The sequence below is a fragment of the Hufsiella ginkgonis genome (genome assembly GCF_009834915.1).
GTDB lineage: Bacteria > Bacteroidota > Bacteroidia > Sphingobacteriales > Sphingobacteriaceae > Hufsiella > Hufsiella ginkgonis.
On the sequence record NZ_WVHS01000001.1, the window covers coordinates 192677 to 208335 of the forward strand.

The 15659-nt window shown below is 49.1% G+C and carries 12 protein-coding genes and 1 tRNA gene; 4 read left to right on the forward strand and 9 right to left on the reverse strand.

The genetic code is table 11. The features are described 5' to 3' along the window. Nucleotides 1-99: 99 nt before the first annotated feature. The 3 genes from GS398_RS00780 to GS398_RS00790 all read right to left on the reverse strand — a co-directional run bounded on the left by GS398_RS00780 (nt 100) and on the right by GS398_RS00790 (nt 1781). Nucleotides 100-678 carry a 50S ribosomal protein L25/general stress protein Ctc gene (locus GS398_RS00780; protein WP_160904851.1) on the reverse strand — a complete coding sequence of 193 codons (579 nt, stop codon included), beginning with the start codon at nt 676-678 and terminating at the stop codon, nt 100-102. 15 nt (nt 679-693) lie between these two features. Next, nucleotides 694-1644, reverse strand: coding sequence for a ribose-phosphate pyrophosphokinase (locus tag GS398_RS00785; RefSeq protein ID WP_160904852.1), 951 nt, complete (start codon nt 1642-1644; stop codon nt 694-696). Nucleotides 1645-1710: 66 nt separating this feature from the next. Beyond that, nucleotides 1711-1781 (reverse strand) — tRNA-Gln (locus GS398_RS00790). Between the two features lie 218 nt (nt 1782-1999). On the opposite strand from GS398_RS00790, the gene GS398_RS00795 reads away from it, so the two are divergent. Next, complete coding sequence (locus tag GS398_RS00795) at nt 2000-5026, forward strand: protein O-mannosyl-transferase family (protein WP_160904853.1); 3027 nt, start codon at nt 2000-2002, stop codon at nt 5024-5026. A gap of 112 nt (nt 5027-5138) precedes the next feature. On the opposite strand, the gene GS398_RS00800 is transcribed toward GS398_RS00795, so the two are convergent. The 4 genes from GS398_RS00800 to GS398_RS00815 all read right to left on the reverse strand — a co-directional run bounded on the left by GS398_RS00800 (nt 5139) and on the right by GS398_RS00815 (nt 7780). After that, nucleotides 5139-6095: an acetyl-CoA carboxylase carboxyltransferase subunit alpha gene (locus GS398_RS00800; RefSeq protein ID WP_160904854.1), complete on the reverse strand. Its 957-nt coding sequence runs from the start codon at nt 6093-6095 to the stop codon at nt 5139-5141. A gap of 83 nt (nt 6096-6178) precedes the next feature. Next, entirely contained in the window at nt 6179-6613 is a 435-nt protein-coding gene (locus GS398_RS00805; RefSeq protein WP_160904855.1) for a hypothetical protein, read from the reverse strand. A gap of 44 nt (nt 6614-6657) precedes the next feature. Next, nucleotides 6658-7461, reverse strand: a complete 804-nt coding sequence (gene ispE, locus GS398_RS00810; RefSeq protein ID WP_160904856.1) for a 4-(cytidine 5'-diphospho)-2-C-methyl-D-erythritol kinase — start codon at nt 7459-7461, stop codon at nt 6658-6660. A 109-nt stretch (nt 7462-7570) separates the two neighbouring features. Further along, nucleotides 7571-7780, reverse strand: a complete 210-nt coding sequence (locus GS398_RS00815; RefSeq protein WP_160904857.1) for a hypothetical protein — start codon at nt 7778-7780, stop codon at nt 7571-7573. Between the two features lie 182 nt (nt 7781-7962). On the opposite strand from GS398_RS00815, the gene rpsA reads away from it, so the two are divergent. Next, complete coding sequence (rpsA, locus tag GS398_RS00820) at nt 7963-9948, forward strand: 30S ribosomal protein S1 (RefSeq protein ID WP_160904858.1); 1986 nt, start codon at nt 7963-7965, stop codon at nt 9946-9948. A gap of 328 nt (nt 9949-10276) precedes the next feature. Here rpsA and GS398_RS00825 read toward each other — a convergent pair whose 3' ends face one another. Then, on the reverse strand, nt 10277-12949 hold the full coding sequence (locus tag GS398_RS00825) for an outer membrane beta-barrel protein (RefSeq protein WP_160904859.1): 2673 nt from the start codon (nt 12947-12949) through the stop codon (nt 10277-10279). A gap of 225 nt (nt 12950-13174) precedes the next feature. Here GS398_RS00825 and GS398_RS00830 point away from each other — a divergent pair, with 225 nt between their 5' ends. Beyond that, the gene (locus tag GS398_RS00830) at nt 13175-13684 is read left to right on the forward strand and encodes a DUF4251 domain-containing protein (RefSeq protein ID WP_160904860.1); all 510 of its coding nucleotides are present in this window, start codon (nt 13175-13177) and stop codon (nt 13682-13684) included. A 3-nt stretch (nt 13685-13687) separates the two neighbouring features. Here the strand turns inward: GS398_RS00830 and tyrS are convergent, their stop codons facing one another. Next, nucleotides 13688-14971 (reverse strand): tyrosine--tRNA ligase, encoded by a 1284-nt coding sequence (gene tyrS / locus GS398_RS00835; RefSeq protein ID WP_160904861.1) that lies wholly within the window; start codon nt 14969-14971, stop codon nt 13688-13690. Between the two features lie 97 nt (nt 14972-15068). Between tyrS and GS398_RS00840 the strand changes: the two genes are divergently transcribed. Further along, nucleotides 15069-15653, forward strand: coding sequence for an NUDIX domain-containing protein (locus GS398_RS00840; RefSeq protein WP_160904862.1), 585 nt, complete (start codon nt 15069-15071; stop codon nt 15651-15653). Nucleotides 15654-15659: the final 6 nt, after the last annotated feature.

Sequence of the window (15659 nt, forward strand, 5' to 3'; positions counted from 1 at the left end):
CTCCGTAATATAAAAAGGAGGCTGCTCTTGTGAACAGCCCCCTTCTTTTGGCGCTTTGTTATCACTGATCACTGGCAACTGATCACTGACAACTCACAATTATTTTCCTTTCGCGTCCTGCTCCGCCTGTTTCAGTGCACGTGACATACCTACGGAAACGATGGTATCATCGACGTTGTTGGTAATCGCGAAGTCGGGGAATTTCAGGTCGCCTACGCGAACGGATTTTCCAACTTCGAGGGTCTCGAGGCTGATCTCCACGTACTGCGGGATGCTGTCAGGTAAGGCTTTTACGCGCAGCTTGCGTAATTTCTGGATCAGTTTACCACCTACTTTAACACCAGGCGATGTTCCTGTCAACTTCACAGGGATCTCCATCACTAACGGTTTCCCGGCGTTAAGCTCCATAAAGTCAACGTGCAGCATCTGCTCGGTTAACGGGTGGAACTGGATGTCCTGTATAATGGCTTGTGCGGTTACGTCGCCTACAGTAAGCTCTACGAAATGTACATCCGGTGTGTATACTACAGGTTTCAGATCGGTAGCCAGTACCGAGAAGTGAAGCTGTGATTTTCCGCCGTACAATACTGCAGGCACTTTACCTTCGTAACGCAATTCTTTTGCGTCGCGTTTCCCTACGTCCCCCCTGAGGGAACCGCTAATAGCGATAGTTTTCATTTTTACTTAATTTAATTATGCTTGATCTATTTTAAATAACTGGCTGATAGAGCCATGTTCATTTACATTTGCAATGGCCCGGGCGAACAGATCTGCGGTAGATAGCTGCCTGATCTTTCCGCCTTCCCGTTTCAGCGGGATGGTATCTGTAACGATCAGTTCTGAAAGGACCGAGTTTTCGATGGTATCGTACGCTTTACCTGAAAGCACCGCATGCGTACATACGGCACGTACGCTGTTGGCGCCGTTCTCCATGATGAGGGCTGCTGCTTTCGACAAGGTACCTGCGGTGTCGCAGATATCGTCGATGAGCACGATATCGCGGCCCGACACATCCCCGATGATCGACATCGATTCGATCTCGTTGGCACGTTTACGGCGCTTATCGCAGATAATGATCTCCGCGTTGAAATACTTGGCAAAGGTACGGGCACGGTATGATCCGCCGATATCCGGCGAAGCGATGGTAAGGTTCGGCAGGTTAAGGCTGCGGATATAAGGCACAAAGATCACCGATGCGTCGAGGTGATCAACCGGGATATCAAAAAATCCCTGGATCTGGGCGGCGTGCAGGTCCATGGTCATAATGCGGTGTGCACCGGCAGCCATGATCAGGTTTGCCATTAGCTTGGCGCCGATGGCTACCCGCGGCTTGTCCTTTCGGTCCTGCCTCGCCCATCCGAAGTATGGCACCACTACCGTGATGTAATGCGCGGAAGCACGTTTGGCGGCATCGGTAAGCAGCAGGAGCTCGATTAAATTGTCGTTAGGCTGGTAGGTGGACTGGATCAGAAATACATCGCATCCTCTTACGGATTCGTTAAAGGAAGGCTGAATTTCCCCATCGCTGAACCTGGCGACGCTAAGGTCTCCCAGTTCTCTTCCGTGCGCCTCGGCGATCTTACGGCCAAGCTCTTCGGTACCTGAACCGGCAAATAACTTTACGGGATTAAACTGCTGTGGCATGATGTAAAATTCGGATATCCTGATTTCAGCACCTTCGCAAGCCGATAGACGAACCGAAACTTTATGTTGCCCGACCAGGATTCGAACCTAGACAAACTGAACCAAAATCAGTTGTACTACCTTTATACTATCGGGCAAAACTCCATTCCGGCTATTTTTCCGAAATGGATTGCAAATATAGCGGGATTGAGCGATACGTCCAAGATTTTTTTACTTTTAACCGTTTTACTAAGGAATGTGGCGCCCTTATTCCGGGCTTTGCGCCCGGGTTATTTGTAACAACGGGACAGATATCGTTCATTGCGTACCACCCATTGTTCATTGTTAAAGAGATTTGCTATTTTCGGCACCAATTATGAATTACAATAAGATCAATAATATCGGCGGATGGATCTGTTTCCTGATCGCAACTGTTACCTATATATTAACGCTGGAGCCTTCTGCGAGCTTTTGGGATTGCGGAGAGTTTATTTCTGCGGCTTATAAGCTGCAGGTGGTGCACCAACCGGGAGCGCCGCTGTTCCTTATGATCCAGAAGATGTTTTCGCTGCTGGCTATGGGCGATATTCACGCCGTTGCGTACTGGATGAACGTGGGCTCGGCATTATCGAGCGCGGCCACCATTCTTTTCCTGTTCTGGTCTATCACCGCCCTGGCGAAAAAGATCATGCTGCCAAGGGGCGCAACCGCCACCAACAGCCAGCTGATCATCATACTCGGCTCGGGCTTAGTGGGCGCGCTGGCGTATACTTTCTCTGATTCTTTCTGGTTTTCGGCCGTTGAGTCTGAGGTATACGCCATGTCATCGCTATGTACCGCGATCGTATTTTGGGCGATCCTTAAATGGGACACCCACGCCGACGAGCCCAAAGCCGACCGCTGGCTGATCTTTATCGCCTATATCATGGGGCTTTCTATCGGTGTTCACTTGCTGAATCTCCTGGCCATCCCGGCCATCGCGGTAGTGTATTATTTCCGCAGATCCAAACAACCTACTTCCAAAGGCACCATCTGGGCACTTTTCCTGGGGGTGGTGATCCTCGCCGTGGTACAGTACGGCGTGATCCAGTACCTGATTAAATTCGCCGCTTATTTCGACCTGTTCTTTGTGAATTCGCTGGGCATGGGCTTTGGTACCGGCACGATACTGTTTATTGCCCTCGTTATCGGCGGCATTACTTACCTGTTGTTCTATTCCATCCGGAACGCAAAACCGGTGCTTAACATGGCGGTAATCTGCATGATCTTTATCCTGGTGGGATACAGTTCTTACGCCATGATCGTGATCCGCGCGAAAGCGAACACCAGCCTTAACAACAGCGATCCGGAGAACGTATTCGCCCTGCTAAGCTACCTTAACCGCGAGCAGTACGGCGACAGGCCATTGTTATACGGCCAGTATTTCGACTCCAAGCCAACAGAATATACCCAGGGCGCAGGCATTTACCGCAAGGGAAAAGACAAATACGAGGTTGCCGGTCATAAGTACGAGACCGTTTACGACCGAAATACACTGTTCCCGAGGATGTTTAGCGATGAACAGTCGCATATCGATTACTACCGCGACTGGATGCAGCTCGGCGCGGAAGAATCGCCTAAGTTCTACCACAACATGGGCTTCTTCTTTAGCTACCAGACGGGCTTTATGTACGTGCGTTATTTTGCCTGGAACTTTGTGGGCCGGCAGAATGATGAGCAGGGGCATGGCAACTATAAAGACGGGAACTGGATCACCGGCATTAAGCCGCTGGACGCCATGCGCCTGGGTTCGCAGGATAAACTGCCGGAAAGCACCATCGACAATAAATCATACAACAGGTTCTACTGTCTTCCGCTGATACTCGGCATCATCGGCGCCATGTGGCATTTTAAACGTAACCAGAAAGATGCCGGTATTGTTGGTCTACTGTTTATCTCCACCGGCCTTGCCATTGTACTTTACCTTAACCAAACGCCGCTCCAGCCACGCGAACGTGACTACGCTTACACCGGTTCATTTTATGCCTTCGCGATATGGATAGGTCTCGGTGTAGCCGGCATCGCCGAATGGCTGAAAAAATTTTCGCCGGTTACCGGCGCTGCCCTTGCCACTATTGCCGGGCTGCTCGCCGCGCCGGTGATCATGGCACAGCAGGGATGGGACGATCACGACCGTTCTACCAAAACCACGCCCCGCGATTTCGCCATCGACTACCTGGAATCCTGTGCGCCGAACGCGATCCTCTTCACCTATGGCGATAACGACACCTACCCGCTCTGGTATGCCCAGGAAGTGGAAAATGTACGTCCGGACGTACGTATCGTGAACCTGAGCCTCCTGGGTACCGACTGGTATATCCGCCAGATGAAGTTCAAGGTGAACGATGCCGGGCCGCTGCCCATCACCATGAGCAATGATAAGTTTGTACAGGGCGTGCGCGACGTGATCAGGTATAACGATTACCAGATCCCGGGCAGCGTGGAACTGAAGAGCGTTTTCGATATCCTGGTTTCGGATAACCCGAACGATATGGTGACCGACCAGTACGATGATGCCGGGGCAAAGGCCAATATCCTGCCCACCAAGCACTTTAAGATCACCAATAACCCGGATGAAGTGATTGCCACCAAAACCGTGGACGCCCGCATGCGCGACAGTATCGCCACATCCATGGAATGGACCTACAACAAGAACTATGTAGCCAAGCAGGACCTCGCCATGTTTGATATCCTGGCACATAACAACTGGAAACGCCCGGTTTACTTCGCGGTAACCGTTCCTGCCAGCAACTACAACGGGCTGGATAAATACCTTTACAACGAAGGCTTTGCCTACCGGCTGCTTCCGCTGAAAAACACCACGCCCGATTCGCTGGCGCGCGACGACGATAAGATCAACGCCAATGCCATGTATAACAACATGGTGAACAAGTTCGTGTGGGGAAACATGCGCGGGGCTAAATACCTCGACCCTGAAAGTACCCGCATGATAGGCATCATTATCAAGAGCTTTAACCAGCTTGCGCAAAAGCTGCTGGAAGAAGGAAAAGTAGAAGAAGCCCGGAAAACCGTCCAGAAATCGCTGGATGTGGTGCCCGACAAGAACTACTCGCTTTACTTCACCCTGCACCGGTATTATACCGCCGACCTGCTGTACAAGCTGAAGGAGACCGAAAAAGCGAACAAGCTGGTTAAAAACACCGCTGCCTATATTACCCGTGAGCTCGATTACCTGCACTCCCTGTCGCAGGGACAGGAGAACCTGAGCGGTAACGATATCCAGTTAGGTATGTCGGTACTGAACGAACTGATCAAGATCACCGGCGAAAACAAGCAAACCGCATTGAACAAAGAGCTGGAAACCACTTTCAAAGGGTTCGAATCGAGCTTTATGGGGCGATAGCCGTCTGCAGATTGCTGGCAGCTGGCAGTTAATAACAAAAAGGCGGCAACTCTTAATCTGAGTTGCCGCCTTTTTGTTAGGGTTAAACACGTCGGTTACTGGCCGCTGAAAGCTAGATCTCGTTCACCACTCCCATTCCGCGGAATTTGGCGATCCGTTCATCTACCAGGTTATTGATCTCCTTTTTGCGGAGAATGGCGAGGTCTTCGGTGATACGCGCTTTTATGGTATCGGCCATTTTCTGCGGGTCGTGGTGAGCGCCGCCGAGCGGCTCCGGGATAATGCCGTCGATCAGCTTATTTTTAAACATGTCTTCGGAAGTAAGCTTCAGCTTATCAGCCGCTCTTTCTTTAAAGTCCCAGCTTCTCCATAGAATGGATGAGCACGATTCAGGGGAAATTACCGAGTACCAGGTATTCTCGAGCATATATACGCGATCGCCAACACCTATGCCCAGCGCACCGCCCGAGGCGCCTTCGCCTACTACAAAACAAAGCACAGGTACCTGCAGCACCGACATTTCGAGCAGGTTGCGTGCAATGGCTTCGCCCTGCCCGCGCTCTTCGGCCTCCAGGCCGGGATAAGCACCGGGGGTATCGATAAAAGTGATTACGGGCTTGTTAAATTTCTCCGCCAGCTTCATCAGCCGAAGGGCTTTACGGTAACCTTCGGGGTTGGCCATCCCGAAATTACGGTATTGCCTGAGCTTGGTATTGGTACCTTTCTGGTGCCCGATAAGCATCACGGTTTCGCCGTTGATAGAAGCGAACCCACCCACGATGGCTTTGTCGTCTTTCACCGTACGGTCGCCGTGCAGCTCTATAAAATCGTCGCACATCATTTCGATGTACTGGAGTGTATAGGGACGGTTCGGGTGGCGGGAGATCTGTACTTTTTGCCAGCCGCTCAGGTTCGAATATACCTGTAACTTTGCCTGCTGAAGCTTGGTCTCCAGCTCGGCCACGGTGGCGGTCATGTCTACTTTTGTTTTATCTTCTACCTGCTTCACCTTTTCAATCTGGTGCATTAGGTCGGCAACAGGCTTTTCAAAATCGAATGAAATTTCCATCAACAAAATTCTAGAGAGAGGGCAAACTTAGGTATTTTTAATAACAATGATGCAATAGCAGGCTGACCCATGATGCCTTCACCTCATTTTTTGCTCATGTATATCTTAACAAGGCAATAAGAAACCTGTTTGGTATCATCGCCCCCCAACGCAAAACTCGTGTTCTGCCGGGCAAGGAGGATAAGATCAGTGGAGGTGATGGACGCTATTTCGTAGTTAAAATTGCCGCGCGGCAGGCTTACCGAGATAAAATGCCTGCCATTCTCACCTTTGGTGACCGCATAATTCCGGGTGGTGCTTTTATCCTTGGAATAGATAATAGTAGCCGACTCTTTGGTGATCTGGATATCGAGGTTACTAATGGCATTCATGCCCGACTCCTTAAGGAGTTTCCCTGCGCTGTCGTAGTACTCGTAGCTGCCTTTTACGTACACCCATTTACCAAGAAGCAGTTCTTCCACGCTTTCCTGGAAAGTGCCCTTCAGCAACAATATAAATCCAAGCAATACACTTTTCATACGAACGGCGGTTAGCCTATCAAATATAAAAAATCAATGTGTTATTATAATTGCGAAAATACTTGATTTTCTTTCGATAATTCAGCCAGGTCCGGTTGTTTATCAAATATGCCGTATACCGAAGAACCGCTGCCGCTCATAGAAGCGTATATCGCGCCTGCCTCGTAAAGCGCCGCTTTTACGCCGCGTACCGCGGGATGGTTCTTAAAGATGGTTTGTTCAAAGTCATTGGTAATTAACGAGCGCCATTCTTCCACCGGTCGCAGTACCGATTCGCGCAGGCTTTTCCGGGGCGCGGCAGGTTTTACGCCGCGATAAGCTTCCGCGGTAGAGATATGAACGCGGGGCATTACCAATACCAGGTGGTAGGCAGCAAGGTCGAGTATCAGCGGGTGAAATTCGTCGCCGATACCGGTGGCGAATACCGGCTCGTTACGGATAAAGAAGGCGCAATCGGCCCCCAGCTTCCGCGCATAGCTCTCCATGTCGGGATTACTGAGCCCCAATGTAAACCGGTCATTTATGAGCCGGATAAAAAAACCGGCATCGGCCGATCCGCCGCCAAGCCCGGCCCCTATGGGGATGTGTTTGTGCAGGTGAAGATGTACGGGCGGAAGCGCATGATCCTTTGCCATGAGCGCATACGCTTTCAGGCAAAGATTGTCCTCCGTTCTCCCGGGAATACCTATACCCGATGCGCTGAATTGTAATTCTGCCGAGGGCACCACCTCCAGTACATCGTGGATGCGTACCGGGTAAAATACGGTTTCGAGGTTATGGTACCCATCGGCCCTTCGCCCGGTGATGTTGAGCCCTATGTTTATTTTTGCGTTAGGGAAGGAAAGCATATGGGGACAAAGGTACGGTTTACGTTTGACCGTTGCACGTTATACACTTACGGAGCTGGCTGCCCCTGGTCAACGCAGGATAGGAAACGTATTACGTAAAGCGCAAAGGTCAAGCGTCAGCCGTTCCCTGTTCTCTCCTGTCATTAAACGTTTCAAACATTTGCTCGTCCTGCGGCCGTTCCCACCCCAGGCGGTGTTTGCGCGGCGAGGTTTTGTAGGATTCGTCGTCGGCATGGTTTTTCCTGTCGGGATGCGCACGGTCGGCACTGATCTCGTCTTCGTGCCCTGAGCGCGAATTTTCTTCCTGTGGGTCTATCATAATTGGTGCTTTTACAATTACTTTTAACGATCGGGGCGGCCAAATGTTTCCGGTAGCTGCGCACCGTGCTGAGAATCAACCCCTAACCTGTCAATTATTCCTAAATATTTTATTTTAATTAAAATGTATTTCCGTACCTTTGCAGTCCGATTTAAGATCGGGAAAAGGAGACAAAATAATTAATGGCTAAAAAACAGGAAGCAGAAAAAGAGCTAAAAGCTAAAGAAGCTGAGCTCGGCACAGAAGCCAATCTGGCTAAAGAAAAAGAAAACATTGAATCAGAGGCTGATTCATTGTCGATCGAAGAGATCAAATCAAAAACGATGGTTACCCCTTCGGGTGATTTCGACTGGGATGCGGATGACAAAGGATTCGGAAACTACAGCAAAGAAGAGCGCGCAAAGCTCGAAGAGCAGTATGCCGGTACTTTCCATTCGATCAGCCAGGGAGAGATCATCAGCGGTGTGGTAGTTTCTATCAACAACAAAGATGTGGTACTGAACATCGGTTTCAAATCTGATGGGATGGTGTCGCTTGCTGAATTCCGTGATACACCTGACCTGAAGGTAGGTGACTCCGTGGACGTATTTGTAGAATCGCAGGAAGATGCTAACGGACAGTTGGTATTATCCCGCAAACGTGCAAAAACACAGAAATCATGGGAAACCATTAATGCCGCTTTAGATAACGACACGATCATTAACGGTTATGTGAAGAGCCGCACCAAGGGTGGCCTGATCGTTGATATTATGGGTGTGGAAGCCTTCCTTCCTGGATCGCAGATCGACATCAAACCGATCCGTGATTACGATATCTATGTAGGAAAAACCATGGAATTCAAGGTTGTGAAGATCAACCACGAATTCAAGAACGTAGTGGTATCCCATAAAGTACTGATCGAGGATGACCTGGAGAACCAGAAAACCGAGATCGTATCTAAACTTGAAAAAGGACAGGTACTTGAAGGAACAGTTAAAAACATTACCGACTTCGGTGTATTCATCGACCTTGGCGGTGTTGACGGCCTGCTGCACATTACCGACATTTCCTGGGGCCGTATCGAGCATCCGAGAGAAGTACTTGCACTTGATCAGAAGATCAACGTGGTGGTTCTCGACTTTGATGACGAGAAAAAACGCATCGCCCTTGGCTTGAAACAACTGACCCCGCACCCTTGGGAGTCGCTCGATCAGAACATCCAGGTTGGTTCGCACGTAAAAGGCCGTATCGTTACCGTAGCTGATTACGGTGCATTCCTCGAAATCACCCCTGGTGTAGAGGGATTGATCCACGTATCAGAAATGTCATGGTCACAGAATCTCCGCAGCCCGCAGGATTTCCTTAAAGTAGGAGACGAAGTAGAAGCGGAAGTACTGACCCTCGACCGCGACGACCGCAAGATGAGCCTTGGTATTAAACAATTAACGCCGGATCCATGGAAGAACATCGCAGATCGTTACCCGATCGGCAGCAAACACAAAGCTGTTGTGAAGAACATGACCAACTTCGGTGTATTCGTTGAGATCGAAGAAGGCGTTGACGGACTGATCCACATCTCCGACCTTTCATGGTCTAAGAAAGTGAACCACCCGAACGAATTCACCAAAGTAGGTGAAGAGCTGGACGTGGTTGTACTTGAACTGGATGAAGACAGCCGCAAGCTGAGCCTTGGCCACAAACAACTTGAAGAAAACCCATGGGATACTTTCGAAACCATCTTCACCCTGGATTCTATCCACGAAGGTACCGTGCTGAAGGTGACCGATAAAGGCGCTATCGTAGCCCTTCCGTATGGTGTTGAAGGATTCGCTCCAAGCAAACATACCATCAAAGAAGACGGTAAAGCGTTAAAGGTCGACGAAGTTGCTGACTTCAAGATCATCGAGTTCAACAAAGATTCTAAACGTATCGTTGTTTCTCATTCACGTATCTGGGAAGAAGCGAAAGCTGAAGCCCGTAACGCTGAGGCAACTCAGAAAAAAAATGAGCAGAAAGCTACCTTCACTGCCGTGAAGAAAGTGAAAGATTCCGTAGAGAAATCGACACTGGGCGACCTGGGCGTACTTGCTCAACTGAAAGAGCAGATGGAAGGTGCAGAGAACAAAGCCAAAAAGGCTGCCGCTGCAAAGAAACCTGAAGCTGAAGAAGAAGAGGAAGCAGGAGAATAAGATCAGGCTTTTAATAAACTGGAAACCCCTGTTCGCTTTCGCGACAGGGGTTTTTTTATTAGATAACCCTGGGATTAAAACGGATCAAGCGTAAAAATTGGGGAGCTATTAGCTTTCAGCTATCAGCTTTGATTACACTGTCGAACCCGTAATACTACTCAGGATAGCTCAACATCAATTACTTATCTTATCAGGTATACTCAATCGGTTGAATACTGATAGCTGACAACCAAATATACGCCCCGGAAATGCAGCTTGATCCATTAAAACCATGAACTCAGGAAATCCCGGCGGGCAAATATAATATCATTTATCGCCAGGTCGGTGACTACCGCCGGTTATCGGGCCCGTTATTATTCCCGGCATTACCGCCGCCAAACTTTCGCACCCGCATGCTGAACGACAACAAGAAGTAACGTGCCAGCCGATTGGTCTGGCGGTCGACGATCTCGTTGTCGTACACGTCGCGCGAAATGCCCGAATTCTGGTTGAGCAGGTCGAATGCCTGGAAGCGCAGGTTGCCGGTTTTTCCCTTCAGGAAACGTTGCTCCAGGAAAACGCTCAGCAAGGTAGGGTTGGCGTTATTGGAGGCGCTAAAACCACGGTTCACCACCTGCGACAGTTCATAACCGAGGCTTAGGTCTTTAAAGAAATAGTTCCGGCCGTTTAAGGAAAGGGAGTAGCGGTCCGTTTTACGGGCGGCGCTGGATGCCAGCGAATAATTGGTCCTGTTATTTGAATAGGCCGTATTCAGTTCCGCGTCGATCACATCCTTCAGGAAAATCCGGAACTTCACGCCCTGGTCGATGATGAGATTTTTGGCAACGTTACGTTCCATATTGGTGAACGCGATGTTGTTAATAAATGCGGAGCCTCCATAATAAGTAAGAATGTATTTACGCTCCGCAAAAGGCTTGGCTATTTCGTAGTTGCCGCGGATATTGTAAAAGCCGTTGGTGTTTACATAACTGGTTACCTGCTTAATCGCATCGGGAAGCATCATCTTGGTGGTCACGATCCGGTTATTGGTCCGCGAATAAGAAATATTGGTAAACATGTTATAGCCCGATGTCCAATCAGACTGGTTATAATCGATATTAAAACCATGGGTATAATCCGGCTTCAGGTCAGGGTTACCGGCAATGGTGTTCTGCAGGTTAGAATTATCGGTGATTGGCTGCAGCTGGTTAAAGGTTGGCTGGTTGCTCCGGCCATTGTAGTTAAACGTTAAGGTTTTTTGCTTGGTAAAACGATATACGAACCTGGCTGAAGGGATCCACACCAATGTTTCCTTATGCGTGTTGATATCGCGGGTGATATCCTGGCCCTTTAATACAGCAGGCTGTACGTTCATGCCCATCATGTAGTTAAACTTAGGTTTTACGTACCGGTAGTTGATACCCACCCGGTGGGTAACGAATTGGTACTCGTAGTTGTTGCTTAACATGGTGTTAAACACCTCTTTCCCGGTAACAGGGTCCACATCCCGGGTATCGCGGCCGGTTTCGGTAGATTGCGAATTATAATTATAGGTAATGTCCGCATAAGCATATTTGTTAAGCGGCTCCGTAAGCGTCATGTTAGATCCTGCGCGTTTGCCATAAGTATCGTACGCCGTTAGCTGGAACTGTTTCACATAGGTAATGTTACCCAGCGAATCGGTATTGGCATAGTCGTTACGTGCGTCACGGTCGTTGTCGTTATCAGAGAAGTTCACATTTGCGGAGATGTTAAAATTACGTCCGTGTTTTTTGAACTTGTGATTAAAGAAAACATTCATGCCGATACTGGCTGTGGCGTTATCGTTAGAGGAGATGTTATCTCTCACCGATCCTGTTTTCTTTATCTGGGTAACCGTATTACCACGACCGTTGAAACTGGTCGAGTTAAATGCAATGTCGGGAGAGATCTTGAGGTAGTTCGCCGTATCTATCTTATACTCGAGGTTGCTCCAGAACTGGTTATTCATGCTTTTATTGGTATTGTTGCTCGACTGGTTATCGTACCTCGTAAAAGTCTGGTAGTTATTCTGCTTAAAAATAGTGCTGATCGCATTGTTATCGCGGCTATTAAAGTTATACCCGGCATCCAGCGAGAGCTTCTTATTAAAATCATTGCGATAGCTGAACGCGGCCGCTTTCGTATCCGTGATGCCGTCGCCTCCGCCCCCGCGGATATTGGTATTGTTCATAGAACCGTCGAACGAAAGCATACGGTCTCCTTTAAACGTACTTCCTTTCAGGTTGGTGATAAATCGGTTTTCGTTGCCGATACCGCCGGTTGCGCGACCGAAGTAGCCTTTCTTTTTATCCTCCTGGATGTTGATGTTCAGGACCTTTTGGGGCTCCCCTACTTTTACACCGGTCAGCTTGGCCTGGTCGCCGAAGTCGTCGATCACCTGCAGGTTTTTTACGATATCTGCCGGCAGGTTCTGGATAGCGGTGGCTACGTCGGTCCCAAAGAAATCCTTCCCGTTCACCCGGATCTTGGTGATCGGCTTTCCATTGGCCATCACGTTTCCATCCTTATCCACGGTAACCCCAGGGAGCTTCTTGATCACTTCCTCTACCGCATCCCCATCGCGCACCGGGTACGCCGCCGCGCTGTATTCTATGGTATCCTCTTTCACCCGAACAGGGGTTACAGAAGTGATGCTGATCTCGGCCAGGCTATTCGAGGAGGTTTTAAGGCGAATGGTATCAATGATCACCGGTTTACCGGAAGCATCCGGTATAATGCGCTTCTTATAAGTGTCGTACCCGATATAGCTGGCTGTAATAGTAAATTGCGGGAACTTTACGTTGTTAAAGACGAAGCCGCCATTGATGTCGGAAGCCGCCCTGACGCTGTCTGTTGCCGTCGACAACTTTACGAGGGCGCCTATCAGCGGTACACCTGCGGAATCAACCAGCGTGCCCTTGACCACGCGAAGCTGCTGTGCATATCCCGGCATGGATACAAACAGTGTGATAATAAATATCCACAGGTGGAGTTTCTTCATAAAGCAGTAGTCATAGCTTCACAAATTTAACCAATACAGCATAGTTCAAACCGGGGTAATTAAGATGTTACACCCTAATTGGCGTCTAAAATGTCATGCTTAGCAAAAAATAGCATCTTTTATTGAAAATTATGAAATAACCACATATAAAGCAGATACTATGGTATATGAAGCGCTTCACGTGGCTGGTATGGAATTTGAGCTGGTTTACCATCAAACTACCGTATGAAAGCATTAAAGAAATATTCCGGGTTATTAATCATCGCAGCGATGGTTGCCTGCATTTCGCCTTCCTTTGCCCAGGATAAGCGTGAAGTAAAAGAAATTGAAAAAGAGGCCCAGGTGAAAAAATGGCTCGATACCAGGAAGTACACCTTTAAGCCGACATCCATGCATCCTGCCAGGTATGGTTATGGGAATAACTGGACCATGACTTCGGATTATAGCCTCGACGTACGAACCGATACCGTATCCTCGTACCTGCCGTTTTTCGGCCGCGCTTATACTGCCGTGATGGGCGGGGACGACCAGGGGATCAAGTTCGTCTCTTCAAACGTGGATTATACGGCTAAAGAATCAAAAAAGAATCGCTGGGACATCACCATCAAACCAAAGAACAGCCAGAGCGTTTCGTCGATGATCCTGCGTGTGTTTGCCAATGGCGAAGCTTCGCTGTCGGTAAACAGCAATAACAGGGAATCGATCTCGTTTCAGGGGTATATTACCGGGAAGTAACGCTTAACCGACAAAAATCAGGAAATAGTTCTTCTTGCCTTTTTGTGCTACCAGGTACTTATTATTCACCAGGTGTGCGGCAGTTAACAACCGGGCGGGATCTGCGATCTTCTCCCTGTTCACGGCAACGCCTCCACCAGCGATCATTTTCTTCGCTTCGCTTTTGGATGCGAATACAGGTACCTTTTCTCCTAGCAGGTCAGTAATGCTGATACCGCTTTCGAGCACTTCCATCGCGATGGGGTATGCTGGAACACCTTCAAATACGTCAAGTACCTGTTCATGGTTCAGTTGGCTTAAAAAGTCAGTTGAGCCATTATTAAAAAGGAACTCGGTGGTGCGTAAGGCGGTTTGCAGCGCTTCTCCTGAATGTACCAGTACAGTGAGCTCTTCCGCCAGTGCTTTTTGCATCAGGCGAAGGTGAGGCGCCTCATCATGTTGTTTTTCCAGCTCAATGATGGCTTCGTGTGTTCTGAAGGAAAAGATCCGGGTCCAGTTCTTCGCGTCTTCGTCTGTGGCATTCAGCCAGAACTGGTAGAATTTGAACGGCGACGTTTTCGCAGGGTCCAGCCAGATATTACCGCCTTCGGTTTTACCGAACTTAGTGCCATCCGCTTTTTTGATGAGCTGGGTAGTAAGCGCATAAGCGGTACCGGCGCCTTTCCTGCGCACCAGTTCTGTACCGGTAACGATGTTTCCCCACTGGTCTGAGCCTCCCATCTGCAGCAGGCAGTTTTTATTTTTCCATAACCAGTAAAAGTCGTATCCCTGGATCAGCTGGTAGCTAAACTCGGTGAACGACATGCCTGTATCACCTTCAATCCGCTTTTTTACGGAGTCTTTGGCCATCATATAATTTACGGTGATGTGTTTTCCCGCATCCCGGATAAAGTCGAGAAAGCTGAAAGTCCTGAACCAATCGTAATTATTCACGATTTCGGCGCTCGATGCGCCCCTATCGAAATCGAGGAATTTTTCCAGTTGCGCACGGATCCCGGCGAGGTTATGATCGAGTACTTCTTCTGAAAGCAGGTTTCTTTCGGCAGATTTCCCCGAAGGGTCGCCCACCATACCGGTAGCGCCGCCCACCAGCGCGATCGGTTTATGACCAGCCTGCTGGAACCTCACCAGGGTGAGGATCTGTGCCAGGCTGCCTACATGCAGCGAATCGGCGGTGGGATCAAACCCTATATAGCCCGAAACCATACCTTTGGCCAGTTCTTCTTCCGTTCCCGGCATGATGTCGTGCAGCATGCCTCTCCACCGTAGTTCTTCTACAAAGTTCATGTATATCGTGTTGAAAAGCTCTCCGGGCAAATCCCGGAAATGGAGTGCAAATATAGAAGAAAAACAAACCGCTTCCGTCCTTATACGTTAGGTATCTATGGCAATTATCCGTCTTCATTCCCGCAAAACGCTTTCGAACGAAAGGTACCCGTTAGAAACGATCGAATGTGAATACAATACAAAAGACGGGCGTACCGTACAAAAAACGGTGGAAGTTTACCAGCGGCCATCGGCTTGTGCCATCCTGCTTTACAATCCCGAACAAAAAACCGTGGTCCTTTCGGAACAGGTCAGAATCGCCACCTGGTGTAACGGAAACCCTGGCGGTTCGGTCATCGAGGCTTGTGCAGGGCTGATCGACGAAGGGGAAACACCCGAAGAAGCCGTCATCCGCGAAGTGGAAGAAGAACTTGGCTACCGGATCGGGGAAGTGGAGGAGATCGGTAAAGCTTATTCTTCCCCGGGCGGCAACTCGGAACTCATCTACTATTTTCTCGGCAAATATTCACCCGGGCAAAAGGTAAGCGCGGGTGGCGGTGCAGAGGGTGAAGAAGAAAATATCACTATCCTGGAATGGTCGTACCAGGAGGCTATCGGTAAATTAAAGAGCGGCGAAATACAAGACGCGAAAACCATCATACTGCTCCAATATGCAATGCTAAACGAAATAATATCCGCTTAGTTAACT